At 59.8% G+C, this 15,048-nt stretch carries 11 protein-coding genes; all 11 read left to right on the top strand.

All coding sequences use genetic code 11. The features are described from left to right. The 11 genes from pbpC to LB453_RS07455 all read left to right on the top strand — a co-directional run bounded on the left by pbpC (position 1) and on the right by LB453_RS07455 (position 14,969). A complete protein-coding gene (gene pbpC / locus LB453_RS07405) occupies positions 1-2,325 on the top strand; it encodes a peptidoglycan glycosyltransferase PbpC (protein ID WP_103794358.1) in 2,325 nt (774 codons plus the stop codon). 171 nt (positions 2,326-2,496) lie between these two features. Then, positions 2,497-2,928, top strand: coding sequence for a nucleoside-diphosphate kinase (gene ndk / locus LB453_RS07410; RefSeq protein ID WP_003848684.1), 432 nt, complete (start codon positions 2,497-2,499; stop codon positions 2,926-2,928). Between the two features lie 185 nt (positions 2,929-3,113). Continuing rightward, on the top strand, positions 3,114-4,283 hold the full coding sequence (locus tag LB453_RS07415; protein ID WP_033753922.1) for a bifunctional tRNA (adenosine(37)-C2)-methyltransferase TrmG/ribosomal RNA large subunit methyltransferase RlmN: 1,170 nt from the start codon (positions 3,114-3,116) through the stop codon (positions 4,281-4,283). An 82-nt stretch (positions 4,284-4,365) separates the two neighbouring features. After that, positions 4,366-5,097, top strand: coding sequence for a type IV pilus biogenesis/stability protein PilW (gene pilW / locus LB453_RS07420; protein ID WP_103794357.1), 732 nt, complete (start codon positions 4,366-4,368; stop codon positions 5,095-5,097). After that, complete coding sequence (gene rodZ / locus LB453_RS07425) at positions 5,087-6,097, top strand: cytoskeleton protein RodZ (protein WP_103794356.1); 1,011 nt, start codon at positions 5,087-5,089, stop codon at positions 6,095-6,097. The genes pilW and rodZ overlap by 11 nt, the downstream gene beginning before the upstream one ends. A 37-nt stretch (positions 6,098-6,134) precedes the next feature. Further along, a complete protein-coding gene (gene ispG, locus LB453_RS07430; protein WP_103794355.1) occupies positions 6,135-7,256 on the top strand; it encodes a flavodoxin-dependent (E)-4-hydroxy-3-methylbut-2-enyl-diphosphate synthase in 1,122 nt (373 codons plus the stop codon). Between the two features lie 101 nt (positions 7,257-7,357). Beyond that, positions 7,358-8,632, top strand: a complete 1,275-nt coding sequence (gene hisS, locus LB453_RS07435) for a histidine--tRNA ligase (RefSeq protein WP_103794354.1) — start codon at positions 7,358-7,360, stop codon at positions 8,630-8,632. A 39-nt stretch (positions 8,633-8,671) separates the two neighbouring features. Then, a complete protein-coding gene (locus LB453_RS07440) occupies positions 8,672-9,289 on the top strand; it encodes a YfgM family protein (RefSeq protein ID WP_033753904.1) in 618 nt (205 codons plus the stop codon). A 19-nt stretch (positions 9,290-9,308) separates the two neighbouring features. Continuing rightward, entirely contained in the window at positions 9,309-10,490 is a 1,182-nt protein-coding gene (bamB, locus tag LB453_RS07445) for an outer membrane protein assembly factor BamB (RefSeq protein WP_103794353.1), read from the top strand. A gap of 164 nt (positions 10,491-10,654) precedes the next feature. After that, complete coding sequence (gene der / locus LB453_RS07450) at positions 10,655-12,142, top strand: ribosome biogenesis GTPase Der (protein ID WP_103794352.1); 1,488 nt, start codon at positions 10,655-10,657, stop codon at positions 12,140-12,142. 394 nt (positions 12,143-12,536) lie between these two features. Beyond that, on the top strand, positions 12,537-14,969 hold the full coding sequence (locus LB453_RS07455; protein WP_103794351.1) for a glucose/quinate/shikimate family membrane-bound PQQ-dependent dehydrogenase: 2,433 nt from the start codon (positions 12,537-12,539) through the stop codon (positions 14,967-14,969). Positions 14,970-15,048: the final 79 nt, after the last annotated feature.

Here is a 15,048-nt window from a genome sequence, read left to right on the forward strand (position 1 = left end):
ATGAATTTGAAGAGCTGGAAAAAGCGGTGGCACTGGCCGCCGCTTGTTTTTTTGGCGCTGGTGCTGGCGCTGACTGGGCTTGACCGGCTGTTTCCGCTGCCGCTGCGCCAGCTGCAGCCCGCGCGCGTGGTGGTGGCGGAAGACGGCACGCCGCTCTGGCGCTTTGCCGACAGGCAGGGCGTCTGGCGCTATCCGGTGACGACAGAAGAGGTCGCGCCCGCCTACCTTGAGGCGCTGCTCAACTATGAGGATCGCTGGTTCTGGCACCATCCCGGCATCAATCCGCTCGCTATCCTGCGCGCGGCGGGGCAGAACCTGCGCGCCGGGGCCATTATCTCGGGCGGCAGCACCCTGACTATGCAGGTCGCGCGCCTGATCGATCCGCAGCCGCGCTCGTTTTCCGGCAAGGCGGTACAGGCATGGCGGGCGCTGCAGCTGGAGTGGCACCTGTCGAAGCGTGAGATTCTGACGCTCTATCTCAATCGCGCTCCCTTTGGCGGCACGGTAGAGGGCGTGGGCGCAGCGAGCTGGATCTGGCTCGGCAAGCCGCCTTCGCAGCTGACCAAAGGCGAGGCCGCACTGCTGGCGGTGCTGCCGCAGGCCCCTGGCCGCCTTCGACCGGATCGCTGGCCGCGCCGCGCCGAGGCGGCACGCAACAAAGTGCTGCAGCGGCTGGCCGATCATCGCGTCTGGCCGCAGCAGGAGGTCGATGAGATCCTGCAGGAGCCGGTCTGGCTGCCGCCGCGCCAGATGCCGCAGACCGCACCGCTGCTGGCGCGTCGCCTGCTGTCGCTCTCGGCGGAGGTTAAAATCGTCTCGACGCTGGATATCTCGCTGCAGCGCGAGCTGGAAAGCCTCGCTGCCGCCCTTAAGCCGCAGCTGCCGCCGCGCACCTCGCTGGCGATACTGGTGGCGGATCACACCGATATGAAAGTACGCGGCTATGTCGGCTCGGTGGATTTTCGCGACGACAGGCGCTTCGGCCATGTCGATATGGTCGCCAGCGTGCGATCGCCAGGCTCGGTGCTTAAACCCTTTATCTACGGCATGGCGCTGGACGACGGCCTGATCCACGGCGAATCGCTGCTGCAGGATGTGCCGCGCCGCTTTGGCGACTACCGGCCCGGCAATTTCGACAGCGGCTTTCACGGGCCGGTCAGCGCCAGCGAGGCGCTGAAGCGCTCGCTCAATCTGCCGGCGGTACAGCTGCTGGACGCCCTCGGCCCCAAAAGCGTGACGGCGCGGCTGCGCAATGCTGGACTGAACCTGCGCTTTCCGGCCGGCGGCGAGCCTAACCTGTCGCTGGCGCTGGGGGGTACCGGCGCCCGGCTGGATGAGCTGGTGGCGGCCTACAGCGCCTTCGCACGCCAGGGCAACGCCGCGCAGCTGCGCTACCTGGCGGATCAGCCGCTGCGGCAGCGTCGCCTGCTGTCGCCGGGTGCCGCCTGGATCGTACGGCGCATGCTGGCGGGCGACGCGCAGCCTCCAGCCAGCGGCGCGGTGAGCGATATCGTGCCGCTGGCGTGGAAAACCGGCACCAGCTACGGCTACCGCGACGCCTGGGCTATCGGCGTCACGCCGCGCTATCTTATCGGCGTCTGGGTCGGCAGGCCGGACGCCACGCCGGTCGCCGGTCAGGTCGGCTTCGCCTCGGCGGTACCGGTTATGCATCAGGTGGCGAACCTGCTGGCTGGTCATATGCCCGCTGGCGGCACGCCGCGCGATCCGCGTCCCGCCTCGGTCAGCGCGCAGAGCATCTGCTGGCCGGGCGGCCAGCCGTTGCCCGCCGGGGATGATAACTGCCGCCAGCGCCGACAAAGCTGGGTGCTGAATCAGACTCTCCCGCCGACGCTGCTGGCGCCGGGGCAGGAGGGCGTCAACGGCCTGCGGCTGCGCTACTGGCAAAATGCCCAGGGAAGGCGCGTGGCGGCGGACTGTCCCGACGCCCGGAGCCGCGAACAACTGCTGTGGCCGCTGCCGCTTGAGCCCTGGCTGCCACAGAGCGAGCAGCGCGCGCAGCGTCTGCCGCCGGTCGACGACGCCTGTCCGCCGCTGCGCCAGGGCAACGCGCCGCCAATGGTCATCACCGGCGTGATTAACGGTCAGCATCTGCAGCCGCTGCCGGGCAAAGCGGTGCTGATCGTGCCGGTGGCGGTGCAGGGGGGCAGCGGCGAGCGCCGCTGGTGGTTTTTAAACGGCGAACCGGTCGAGCAGGGCAAGGAGAGCGCGCGCGTGCAGCTGGCGCTGCGCGACGCCGGCGCCTGTCAGCTGGTGGTCATGGATGAGGCGGGCGATCTAGCCACCGTCGCCTTTATCCGCGACTGAAAAATGGCGCAATGCACAAAATTTGCCTGCCTGCATCGACAAATATCAATAATTTTCAATAAATCATACGATAGCTAATAGGCAACGCCCGTTGATCTCCCTATAATCGGCGCGTTTTCTTACCGGGAGCGGGTTCCCGGTTTCTTCAGGATGCTAAAGACAGAGGTCAACATGGCAATCGAACGTACCTTCTCCATCATTAAACCAAACGCCGTTGCTAAAAACGTGATTGGCGCCATCTACAACCGTTTTGAAAGCGCAGGCTTCAAAATCGTTGGCGCTAAAATGCTGCAGCTGAGCAAAGAGCAGGCTGAAGGTTTCTACGCTGAGCACCAGGGCAAACCGTTCTTCGACGGCCTGGTAGAGTTCATGACCTCTGGTCCGGTTGTGGTATCTGTACTGGAAGGTGAAAACGCCGTTCAGCGTCACCGCGATCTGATGGGCGCAACCAACCCGGCGAACGCGCTGGCGGGTACCCTGCGCGCTGACTACGCTGACAGCTTCACCGAAAACGCCACCCACGGTTCTGACTCCGCTGAGTCTGCCGCGCGCGAAATCGCCTACTTCTTCGGCGAAAACGAGATCTGCCCGCGCACCCGTTAATGGGCTGACGCCAGCCGGACAGCGCGCTTTACAAATTTCTACCTGACGCGCCGCTGTCTCTCCTGGCATCACAACGCAGATGTTGTACAATGTTGCGCCCTTGTTGAGATCGTCTCAGCAAGGGCGTCTTTTTTTTCTATCCTTAACCAGAGCCATAACGTGTAATAACGAGGCCAGAGAACATTATGTCCGAACTGATTGTGACGCCGTCGTCCGCTTCCCCCGTTGCTGTTGCCCCCAAAAGCGAAAAAATTAACCTGCTGGATCTCAACCGCCAGCAGATGCGCGAGCTTTTTCTCTCTATGGGTGAAAAACCTTTCCGTGCCGATCAGGTGATGAAGTGGATGTACCACTACTGCTGCGACGATTTCGAGCAGATGACCGACATCAATAAGGTGCTGCGCGGCAAGCTGAGCCAGATTGCGGAAATTCGCGCGCCGGAAGTGGCGGAAGAGATGCGCTCCAGCGACGGCACCATTAAGTGGGCGATCCGCGTCGGCGATCAGCTGGTGGAAACCGTCTATATCCCGGAAGATGACCGCGCCACGCTCTGCGTCTCCTCGCAGGTCGGCTGTGCGCTGGAGTGCAAATTCTGCTCCACGGCGCAGCAGGGCTTCAACCGCAATCTGCGCGTCTCCGAGATCATCGGCCAGGTATGGCGCGCGGCGAAAATTATCGGCGCTGCCAAAGTTACCGGTCAGCGTCCTATCACCAACGTGGTGATGATGGGCATGGGCGAGCCGCTGCTCAACCTTAACAACGTCGTGCCGGCGATGGAGATTATGCTGGACGATTTCGGTTTCGGCCTGTCGAAGCGTCGCGTCACCCTGTCGACGTCAGGCGTGGTACCGGCGCTGGATAAGCTCGGCGATATGATTGACGTTGCGCTGGCAATTTCGCTGCATGCGCCAAACGATAAGCTGCGCGACGATATCGTGCCGATTAACAAAAAGTACAATATCGAGATGTTCCTCGGCGCGGTGAAGCGCTATCTGGCGAAGTCGAACGCCAATCAGGGGCGCGTCACCATTGAGTATGTCATGCTGGACCACGTTAACGACAGCACCGACGATGCGCACGAGCTGGCGGCGCTGCTGAAGGATACGCCGAGCAAGATCAACCTGATCCCCTGGAACCCCTTCCCGGGCGCGCCTTACGGCCGTAGCTCTAACAGCCGGGTTGACCGCTTTGCTAAAGTCCTGATGGAGTATGGCTTTACCACCATCGTGCGTAAAACGCGCGGCGACGATATCGATGCTGCCTGCGGACAGCTGGCGGGCGATGTGATTGACCGCACCAAGCGTACGATGCGTAAAAAAATGGCGGGCGAAGCCATATCTGTGAAGGCGCTCTGAAACCAGCAACCCACCGTTTGACCCGATCGCGACGCGTGGCAGGCTACTGCCAGGCAATCTCTTTCGCGACCAGGAGAACGAAATGGGTAAAGGATTACCGGCCAGCCTGCTGGCCCTGATTGTTGTAACCGGGTGTGTCAGCCAGAAGCCCCATTCCGCCGCGGCGGATACGCGGCTGGCGCTGGGAATGCACTATCTGGCGGCGGCGGATTACGCCGCCGCGCGCCGTAACTTCCAGCGGGCGCAGGCCGCCGCGCCGCGTGACTATCGAGTGGCCCTGGCGCTGGCGCGCCTGGCGGAGAAACAGGGCCGTCGCGATGAGGCGGCGCGCAGCTACCAGCAGGCGCAGCGGCTGGCACCGGCAAATGGCTTTGTGGCTAACAATTACGGTGCGTTTCTCTGCGCTTTAGGGCAGTATGACGAAGCGCATCAACAGTTTAAGCGGGCGATGAGCGCATCGGAAAATGAAGCGCGCATCGATGCGTGGGAACTGTCGGGATATTGTTATCTTCAGGCTGATGACGCGCTGGCCGCGCGAGCGGCGCTGAGTCGGGCGCTGGAGGCGGATCGCGCGAAAGGCGACGCATTGCTGGATGAGGCGGAAAAACAACGTCTCCTCTCTCCGGCGCGTGCTCTACTGTTAATAGAGCTTTATCAGCAATATCTGCCTGCTACGGCGCGCAGCTTAGAGTTACAGATACGTTTCGCCGCGCAACAGGGAAACGCTGCTGACGTTACACGTTATGGCGACCGGTTGGCGCGAAGTTTTCCACAATCGATACAGTACCAGCGTTATTTTGCTAATGAATACTGAAGCCACTCAAGACAACTCTGCAGTACATTCCACAGGCGAACGCCTGCGTCTGGCCCGTGAGCAAATGGGGCTGACGCAGCAAAATGTAGCTGAACGCCTGTGCCTGAAACTTACGACCGTACGCGATATCGAAGAGGACAAAGCGCCTGCCGATCTGGCGTCGACCTTTTTGCGTGGATATATTCGCTCCTATGCCCGTCTGGTGCACATTCCTGAAGAGGAACTGCTGCCGATGATGGCGAAGCAGACGCCGGTGCGTGCGGCCAAAATCGAACCGATGCAGCACTTCTCGCTGGGCAAACGCCGCAAGAAACGCGACGGCTGGCTGATGATTTTCACCTGGCTGGTGCTCTTTGTGGTGGTCGGCCTGACCGGCGCGTGGTGGTGGCAAAACCATAAGGCGTCGCAGGAGGATCTGGTCTCAATGGCCGATCAAAACGGCAGCAGCGGCGACGCCAGCCAGTCTATTCCGCTCGACGGTGGCAGCAACGACGCCAGCGACGAAACGGCGGCGCCTGCCGCGCCAGACGAAACCAACGGCGTGGAGAGCAGCGCGGCGGCACCGGCTGCCAGCCAGCCGACCAGCACCGCACCGACGCAGAGCGCTGGCAACAGCGCCGCGCCGGCTGCCACCTCGGCGAACAGCGCCGTGGTGTCACCCGCTCAGGCGCCGGTAGATAATGCGGCCAGCCCAACCTCTACCGCCGGCCAGCTGCCGACCAGCGGCGCAGCCGTTGGCGAAGCCGCCGCCGATCCCAATACCGTGGTGATGAACTTCAACGCCGACTGCTGGCTGGAAGTCAGTGACGCGACCGGTAAAAAACTGTTCAGCGGAATGCAACGCAGCGGTGGTAAACTCAGCCTCTCCGGCACTGCGCCCTATCGTCTGAAAATTGGCGCACCCTCAGCGGTGCAGGTGCAATATCAGAACCAGCCGGTTGATTTAAGTCGTTTTATCCGTAATAACCAGGTTGCTCGCCTGACGTTGGGTGCGCAATAACGCTGCATCGCGCCCCGGGCAATTGTGGAGAAAGAATATGCATAACGAAGCACCCATTATCCGTCGTAAATCGACCCGGATTTATGTCGGCAAGGTGCCTGTCGGCGACGGCGCGCCTATCGCCGTTCAGTCGATGACCAATACTCGTACAACCGACGTCGACGCTACGGTCAATCAGATCAAAGCGCTTGAGCGCGTCGGCGTTGATATCGTCCGCGTTTCCGTGCCGACCATGGATGCCGCCGAAGCCTTTAAGCTGATCAAGCAGCGCGTCAATGTGCCGCTGGTGGCGGATATCCATTTTGACTACCGTATTGCGCTGAAAGTCGCCGAATATGGCGTCGACTGCCTGCGTATCAACCCAGGCAACATCGGCAACAACGAACGTATCCGCCAGGTGGTGGATTGCGCGCGCGACCATAATATTCCCATCCGTATCGGCGTAAACGCCGGTTCGCTGGAAAAAGATCTGCAGGAAAAGTATGGCGAGCCGACGCCGCAGGCGCTGCTGGAATCCGCTATGCGCCACGTCGATCATCTCGATCGCCTGAACTTCGATCAGTTCAAGGTAAGCGTAAAAGCATCCGACGTCTTCCTGGCGGTCGAATCTTACCGTCTGCTGGCGAAGCAGATCGATCAGCCGCTGCACCTCGGCATTACCGAAGCGGGCGGCGCGCGCGCGGGCGCGGTGAAATCGGCCATCGGCCTGGGGCTGCTGCTCTCTGAAGGGATTGGCGACACGCTGCGTATCTCGCTGGCGGCCGATCCGGTAGAAGAGGTGAAAGTTGGCTTCGATATTCTGAAGTCGCTGCGCATTCGCTCGCGTGGTATCAACTTTATCGCCTGCCCGACCTGTTCGCGTCAGGAGTTTGACGTTATCGGCACGGTAAACGCCCTTGAGCAGCGCCTCGAAGACATTATCACGCCGATGGATGTCTCTATCATCGGCTGCGTGGTTAACGGCCCCGGCGAAGCGACGGTATCGACGCTGGGCGTTACCGGCGGCAACAAGAAAAGCGGCTTCTACGAGGATGGCGTGCGCCAGCGCGAACGTCTCGATAACGATGATATGATCGATCAGCTGGAAGCGCGCATCCGCGCCAAAGCGACCATGCTGGACGAGAATCGTCGCATCAACGTGCAGCAGCTGGAAAACTAAGCGTCGGCGCGCGCAGCGCGACTTTGTTCAATGAACCTGTGCGGTTTCATCCTCATAAGGTATGATGCCGGACAGGTTTTTTTGCATTAAGAGATTTTAACGTGGCGAAGAATATTCAAGCTATCCGCGGCATGAACGATTACCTGCCGGCGGATACCGCTATCTGGCAACGCATTGAAGGTACGCTCAGGCAGGTGCTGGCCAGCTACGGCTACAGCGAAATTCGCATGCCGATCGTCGAGCAGACTCCGCTGTTTAAACGCGCCATCGGCGAAGTAACCGATGTGGTCGAAAAAGAGATGTACACCTTTGACGACCGCAACGGCGAAAGCCTGACGCTGCGTCCCGAAGGAACCGCAGGCTGCGTGCGCGCCGGCATCGAACATGGCCTGCTCTACAATCAGGAGCAGCGTCTGTGGTATATGGGACCGATGTTCCGCTACGAGCGTCCGCAGAAGGGGCGCTATCGTCAGTTCCACCAGATGGGTGCCGAGGTGTTCGGCCTGCAGGGCCCGGACGTGGACGCCGAGCTGATTATGCTGACCGCTCGCTGGTGGAAAGCGCTGGGCATCGCCGATCATGTGCGCCTGGAGCTTAACTCTATCGGTTCGCTGGAGGCGCGCGCTAACTATCGCGAAGCGCTGGTGGCTTTCCTTGAGCAGCATAAAGAGACGCTGGACGAAGACAGCAAGCGCCGCATGTACACCAACCCGCTGCGCGTGCTCGACAGCAAAAATCCTGACGTGCAGACGCTGCTTAACGATGCGCCGCAGCTGATGGATCATCTCGACGACGAATCGCGCGAGCATTTCCAGGGGCTGTGCGCCCTGCTGGACGATGCCGGCATCGCCTATCGCGTCAATCAGCGTCTGGTGCGCGGCCTCGACTACTACAACCGCACCGTTTTTGAATGGGTAACGGAGAGCCTCGGCGCGCAGGGCACCGTGTGCGGCGGCGGTCGCTACGACGGCCTGGTAGAGCAGCTGGGCGGTCGCGCGACGCCAGCGGTCGGTTTCGCTATGGGCATGGAGCGTCTGGTGCTGCTGGTGCAGGCGGTGAATCCTGAATTTGAACCGACGCGCGTTGTTGATGTCTATGTTATCGCTTCGGGCCAGGGCGTTCAGTCCGCTGCGATGCAGCTGGCGGAAAAACTGCGCGACGAAGCGCCGGAACTGAAGCTGATGACTAACTTCGGCGGCGGCAACTTCAAGAAGCAGTTTGCTCGCGCCGACAAGTGGGGCGCGCGCATCGCGCTGGTCGTGGGCGAAGATGAAGTGAAAGCCGGTCAGGTAGTTATCAAAGATCTGCGCAGCGGCGATCAGCAAACGCTGGCGCAGACAGAGGCTGCTGCTGCACTGCGCACGCTGTTAAAGTAAGCGTAGCACGGCACCAACCAGAGAAAGGAGAGGGATCGCGTGGAAGTCTATAGCAACGAAAACGAGCAGGTTGACGCGGTACGTCGCTTTTTTGCCAGTAACGGCAAGGCGCTGGCGGTCGGCGTGATTATCGGTATTGCCGCGCTCGGCGGCTGGCGCTACTGGGCCAGTCACGAAGAGGGCTCGTCGAAAGCGCTTTCTGCACAGTATCAGCAAGTGACCACCGCTATGAAAGCCGATCAGCCAGCGACGCTGGATGCGGTAGCGAAATTCGTCAGCGAAAACAGCAACACCTATGGCGCACTGGCAGCGATGGACGCGGCGAAGCAGTATGTCGACGCCAACCAGCTGGACAAGGCGTCTTCCCTGCTGGAAAACGGTCTGAAGAATACCAAAGATGCCAATTTGCAGGCGGTTATCAACCTGCGACTGGCGCGCATTCAACTGCAACAGAATCAGGCGGACGCCGCTCTTAAAACCCTCGACGCTGTCAAGGGCGATGGCTGGACAGCCATTGTGGCGGATATCCGCGGCGAAGCGCTGCTGAGCAAAGGCGACAAGCAGGGCGCGCGCGATGCGTGGAGCAAAGGCGTCGAGTCAGACGCTTCTCCGGCGCTGAAGCAAATGATGCAGATGAAGATGAATAACTTAAGCTAAGCCAGTCAAGAGAGAGCGCATGGAATTACGTAAATACCTGCTGCCAGGACTGATTTCAGTCACTTTGCTCAGCGGTTGTTCGCTGTTCAGCGGCGAAGAAGATGTAGTGAAAATGGCCCCGCTGCCAAAGGTGGAAAACCAGTTCACCCCTCAGGAAGTGTGGAGCACGTCGGTCGGTGACGGCATTGGCGACTTCTACTCTAACCTGCATCCGGCATGGCAGGACAACACCGTATTTGCGGCGGATCGTTTCGGCGTGGTTAAAGCGCTGGACGCCTCCAACGGCAAAGAAAAATGGAAGGTCGATCTCTCTGAGAAAACCGGCTTCTTCTCGAAAAATATCTCGGCGCTGCTCTCCGGCGGCGTGACCGCTGCGGGCGAGCATCTCTATATCGGCAGCGAGCGCGGTCAGCTGTTCGCCCTGAACAGCAGCGACGGCAGCATCGCCTGGCAGACGCAGGTCGCTGGCGAAGCACTCTCCCGCCCGGTGGTAAGCGATGGCCTGGTGCTGGTGCATACCAGCAACGGTATGTTGCAGGGGCTGGATCAGAACAGCGGCGCGGTGAAGTGGAGCGTTAACCTCGATATGCCAGCACTGTCGCTGCGCGGCGAGTCTGCGCCTGCGGTGGCCTTCGGCGGCGCGATTGTCGGCGGCGATAACGGCCGCGTCAGCGCGGTTATCATGAATCAGGGCCAGCTTATCTGGCAGCAGCGTATCTCCCAGCCGAGCGGCGCTACCGAAATCGATCGCCTGAACGACGTCGACACCACGCCGGTTATCGTCAACGGCGTGGTTTATGCGCTGGCCTACAACGGCAACCTGACCGCGCTCGATCTGCGCTCCGGCCAGATCCTGTGGAAGCGTGAAATCGGCGGGGTGAAAGATCTGATTGTCGATGCTGGTCGCATCTATCTGGTGGATCAGGATGACCGCGTGATCGCGCTTAACGCCGACGGCGGCGTCGCCATCTGGCGTCAGAGCGACCTGCTGCACCGCAACCTGACGGCGCCGGTGCTCTATAACGGCTATCTGGTGGTGGGCGACAGCGAAGGCTATCTGCACTGGCTCAACACCTCAGACGGTCGTTTCGTGGCGCAGCAGAAAGTCGACAGCGATGGCTTCCAGACCGAGCCGGTTGTCGCCAGCGATAAGCTGATCATTCAGGCTAAAGGCGGCGAGGTTTACGCGATTACGCGTTAATACGCCACCGGGATTTGCCTTCCGTCTAACGGCTCCTGACGCGTCAGGAGCCGTTTCGTTTTTAGTCAGGCATGATATTCTTAGCGCCTTCAGCCTGAACCCGGCGGTTAAAACCGTTATAATCACGCCATTCGGGCGATTAATTTTTTTATTGAGGCACTGTTATGATACCTGTGGTCGCGCTGGTTGGGCGTCCCAATGTGGGGAAATCCACGCTGTTTAACCGCTTAACGCGCACTCGTGATGCGCTGGTGGCGGATTTTCCTGGACTGACACGCGATCGCAAATATGGTCGCGCCGAAGTGGAAGGGCGCGAATTTATTGTTATTGATACCGGCGGTATCGACGGCACTGAAGAAGGCGTCGAAACGCGTATGGCTGAACAGTCGCTGCTGGCGATTGAAGAGGCCGATGTTGTGCTGTTTATGGTGGATGCGCGCGCGGGCGTGATGCCAGCGGACAAGCAAATCGCTAACCATATCCGTTCGCGCCAGAAGCCGACGTTCCTGGTGGCGAATAAAACCGACGGCCTCGATCCCGATTCCGCAGTAGTCGATTTCTACTCGCTGGGTCTGGGAGAGATTCACGCCATCGCGGCTTCCCATGGTCGTGGCGTAACCAGCCTGCTGGAAACCGCGCTGCTGCCGTGGATGGACGAAGTCGATCCGCGTGAAGTCACTGAAGAAGACGAAAACGAAGCCTACTGGGCGGCGCTGGCGGCAGAAGAGAACGGCGAAACGCAGGAAGAAGAGGAAGAGGCGTTCGATCCCACCGGCCTGCCGATTAAGCTGGCTATCGTTGGCCGTCCTAATGTCGGTAAGTCCACGCTGACCAACCGTATTCTCGGCGAAGATCGCGTTGTGGTCTACGATATGCCGGGCACCACGCGCGACAGCATCTATATTCCGATGGAGCGTGATGACCGCGAATATATCCTGATCGACACCGCAGGCGTGCGCAAGCGCGGCAAAATCACCGATACGGTCGAAAAGTTTTCCGTGATTAAAACGCTTCAGGCGATTGAAGATGCCAACGTGGTGCTGCTGGTAATCGACGCGCGCGAAGGCATCTCCGATCAGGATCTGTCGCTGCTCGGCTTTATTCTTAACAGCGGTCGTTCGCTGGTGATCGTGGTGAACAAGTGGGATGGCCTGACGCAGGAGATCAAGGATCAGGTCAAAGAGACGCTGGACTACCGTCTCGGCTTTATCGACTTTGCCCGCGTCCACTTTATCTCTGCGCTGCACGGCAGCGGCGTCGGCAACCTGTTTGAATCCGTTACCGAAGCCTACGACTGCTCGACCAAACGCGTTAATACCTCCATGCTGACGCGCATCATGAATATGGCGGCCGAAGATCATCAGCCACCGCTGGTGCGTGGTCGCCGCGTGAAGCTGAAGTATGCGCATGCCGGTGGTTATAACCCGCCGATCGTAGTGATCCACGGCAATCAGGTGAAAGATCTGCCGGACTCCTACAAGCGCTATCTGATGAACTACTTCCGTCGTTCGCTTAACGTAATGGGCACGCCGATTCGCATTCAGTTCAAAGAGGGCGACAACCCCTTTGCAGGCAAGCGCAACCTGTTAACGCCGACGCAGCAGCGCAAGCGTAAGCGTCTGCTCTCGCATCTGAAAAAGAACAAGCGTTAAACCAAAGGGACCGAAAGGTCCCTTTGTTGTTTTCGGACGCCGCAAAAAGATGCCGTGGCGTTAACACCTGTGCTTACTTTTGCGCGACACGCCGGGCAGCACGAGGATGAGTGCAAATTGAGCAGCTCAATGCAGAATTTGTAGCAAAAATGCTATTGCTGCGTGTACGCAACGTTATAGATGTTCACCTCATAATGTACCAGGTGGTACAATCCTGTCCCGTATTGCGACGGGAGTAAACAAATCTACCTGCCTCCTGCTCACAATGCCTGCATCCCGGACACAGGTCCGTACCGTTACGAATTAAAGTAAAGCGATATCCGACGCATCAGACGTCGTCACGCTTCAGAAGGCTGAGGCGCGGTGGCTTTATTTTTTCAGGAGAGTAAGTGTTATGGCTGAAACAACATCCCGATCCGGCAAAGGATTGGGTATCTGGTCGATTTTGCTGGGGCTGGTGCTGCTGGCAACTGGACTGTTCTTTGCTATTGGCGGCGGCAAGCTGGTCTCGCTGGGCGGTAGCTGGTATTTCCTGATTGCAGGCATTGTAACGCTGCTGTCGGCGATCCAGTTCTTCCGCCGCAAGTCTTCAGCCGTCGTGCTGTTTATTCTGGTCTTCGTCGGCACGCTGATTTGGGCGCTGGCGGACGCGGGCTGGTCGTTCTGGCCGCTGGTATCGCGCATGATGGTGCCGTCGGGTCTGATGCTGCTGGCATTTCTGACCTGGCCTGCGCTGCGTAAGCGCGAAGGCAAATCCTCGCTGGCGAAAGTCTCTTATGCGCTTTCCGCTCTCATCGCCGTTGGCATGGTCGGTACGCTGGTGCAGATGTTCCAGCCGCATCCCACCGTGGCCTTTACCGGCAAAGAACTGCCGCTGATCCCGGTCGATAAGAGCAAACCGCAGCAGGACTGGAATAACTATGGCCGCACGCCAGGCGGCGACCGTTTTGCCGCTATTGATCAGATCACCCGTGACAACGTGAAAGATCTTAAGGTGGCATGGACTTTCCGCACCGGCGATACGCCGATCAGCCCGACCGGCAACGGGGCGGAAGATCAGCAAACGCCGCTGCAGATTGGCAACACGCTCTATCTCTGTACGCCGCACAACAATGTAATTGCAGTAGAGGCGGACAGCGGCAAGCAGATCTGGAAACGTGAAATTAACGCCCAGGCGGAAGTCTGGCCGCGCTGCCGCGGTCTGGCCTATTTTGACGCCACTAAACCGCTGACGCAGCCGAGCAAGCCTGGCTCCACGCCGGTACCGGCTGTTAGCCTGGCGGCGGGCGACACCTGCCAGCGTCGTATCCTGATGAACACCATCGACGCGCGTCTGATCGCGATTAACGCTGACAACGGCGAGTTCTGCGAAAACTTCGGCAACCACGGTATCGTTAACCTGAAAGAGGGCCTGGGCGAAGCGCAGGATCCGAAATATCAGCTGACGTCAGCGCCAACGATGGCGGGCACCACGGTGGTCGTCGGCGGTCGCGTCGCGGATAACGTCCAGACCGATATGCCGGGCGGCGTGCTGCGCGGTTTCGATGTGATCACCGGCAAACAGCGCTGGGCGTTTGACCCGGGCAATGTCGATCCTAACGCCGTGCTGATGCCGGGCCAGAACTACAAACGCAGCACCCCGAACTCCTGGGCGCCAATGTCCTACGATCCGGCGATGAATACCGTATTTATCCCGATGGGCAGCTCCTCTGTGGATCTGTGGGGCGCGAACCGCACCGAACTGGATCATAAATATGGCGCCTCTGTTCTGGCGCTGGATGCGACCACAGGTAAAGAGAAGTGGGTCTACCAGACCGTACATAACGATCTGTGGGATTTCGACCTGCCGATGCAGCCGAGCCTGGTCGATTTCCCGATGAAGGATGGCACCACCAAACCTGCGGTGGTGATCGGCGGTAAAACCGGCATGATTTTCGTGCTGGACCGCGAGACCGGCAAGCCACTGACCAAAGTCGAAGAGCTGCCGATGCCGCAGGGCCATATCCCGAACGAGCAGTACAGCAAAACGCAGCCCCATTCCACTGAAATGCCGCAGATCGGCAATCAGACGCTGACCGAGTCAGATATGTGGGGCGCGACGCCGTTCGATCAGCTGGCCTGCCGCATCGCCTTTAAATCGATGCGCTACAACGGCCTGTTCACCGTACCGGACACCGACAAATCGCTCAGCTTCCCCGGTTCGCTCGGCGGTATGAACTGGGGCAGCATGTCGTTCGACCCGAACAACCAGTACATGTTCGTTAACGATATGCGTCTCGGCCTGTGGGTGCAGATGATCCCCGCCGATACCAGCAATATCTCTCGCGGCAGCAACGGCGGCGAGGCGATCAACACCGGCATGGGTGCAGTCCCGCTGAAAGGCACGCCGTACGCGGTCAACAAAAACCGCTTTATGTCGCCGCTGGGCATTCCTTGTCAGGCGCCGCCGTTCGGCACGCTGTCGGCGATCGATATGAAGACGCGTAAAATCGTCTGGCAGGTGCCGGTCGGCACGGTACAGGATACCGGCCCGTTCGGTATTAAAATGCACGCGCAGATGCCGATCGGCATGCCAACGCTGGGCGGCACGCTGGCGACGCAGGGCGGACTGGTGTTTATCGCCGGCACCCAGGATTACTATCTGCGCGCCTTCGACAGCTCGACCGGTAAAGAGGTATGGAAAGCCCGTCTGCCGGTAGGCAGCCAGGGTGGCCCGATCAGCTACGTTTCACCGAAGAACGGTAAGCAGTACATTCTGATCTCCGCAGGCGGGGCGCGTCAGTCGCCAGATCGCGGTGACTATGTGATTGCCTACGCGCTGCCGTAATGGCTAAGCGTTATTAACTAAACCCTGCGCTTCGGCGTGGGGTTTTTTATTTGGCGCACAATAAGCTGTAAGCGTGGCG

This window comes from Pantoea agglomerans, assembly GCF_020149765.1.
GTDB lineage: Bacteria > Pseudomonadota > Gammaproteobacteria > Enterobacterales > Enterobacteriaceae > Pantoea > Pantoea alvi.

Coding starts and splice junctions, on each gene's coding strand:
- pbpC (WP_103794358.1), top strand. CDS start 1: ATGAATTTGAAGAGCTGGAAAAAGCGGTGGCACTGGCCGCCGCTTGTT.
- ndk (WP_003848684.1), top strand. CDS start 2,497: ATGGCAATCGAACGTACCTTCTCCATCATTAAACCAAACGCCGTTGCT.
- LB453_RS07415 (WP_033753922.1), top strand. CDS start 3,114: ATGTCCGAACTGATTGTGACGCCGTCGTCCGCTTCCCCCGTTGCTGTT.
- pilW (WP_103794357.1), top strand. CDS start 4,366: ATGGGTAAAGGATTACCGGCCAGCCTGCTGGCCCTGATTGTTGTAACC.
- rodZ (WP_103794356.1), top strand. CDS start 5,087: ATGAATACTGAAGCCACTCAAGACAACTCTGCAGTACATTCCACAGGC.
- ispG (WP_103794355.1), top strand. CDS start 6,135: ATGCATAACGAAGCACCCATTATCCGTCGTAAATCGACCCGGATTTAT.
- bamB (WP_103794353.1), top strand. CDS start 9,309: ATGGAATTACGTAAATACCTGCTGCCAGGACTGATTTCAGTCACTTTG.
- der (WP_103794352.1), top strand. CDS start 10,655: ATGATACCTGTGGTCGCGCTGGTTGGGCGTCCCAATGTGGGGAAATCC.
- LB453_RS07455 (WP_103794351.1), top strand. CDS start 12,537: ATGGCTGAAACAACATCCCGATCCGGCAAAGGATTGGGTATCTGGTCG.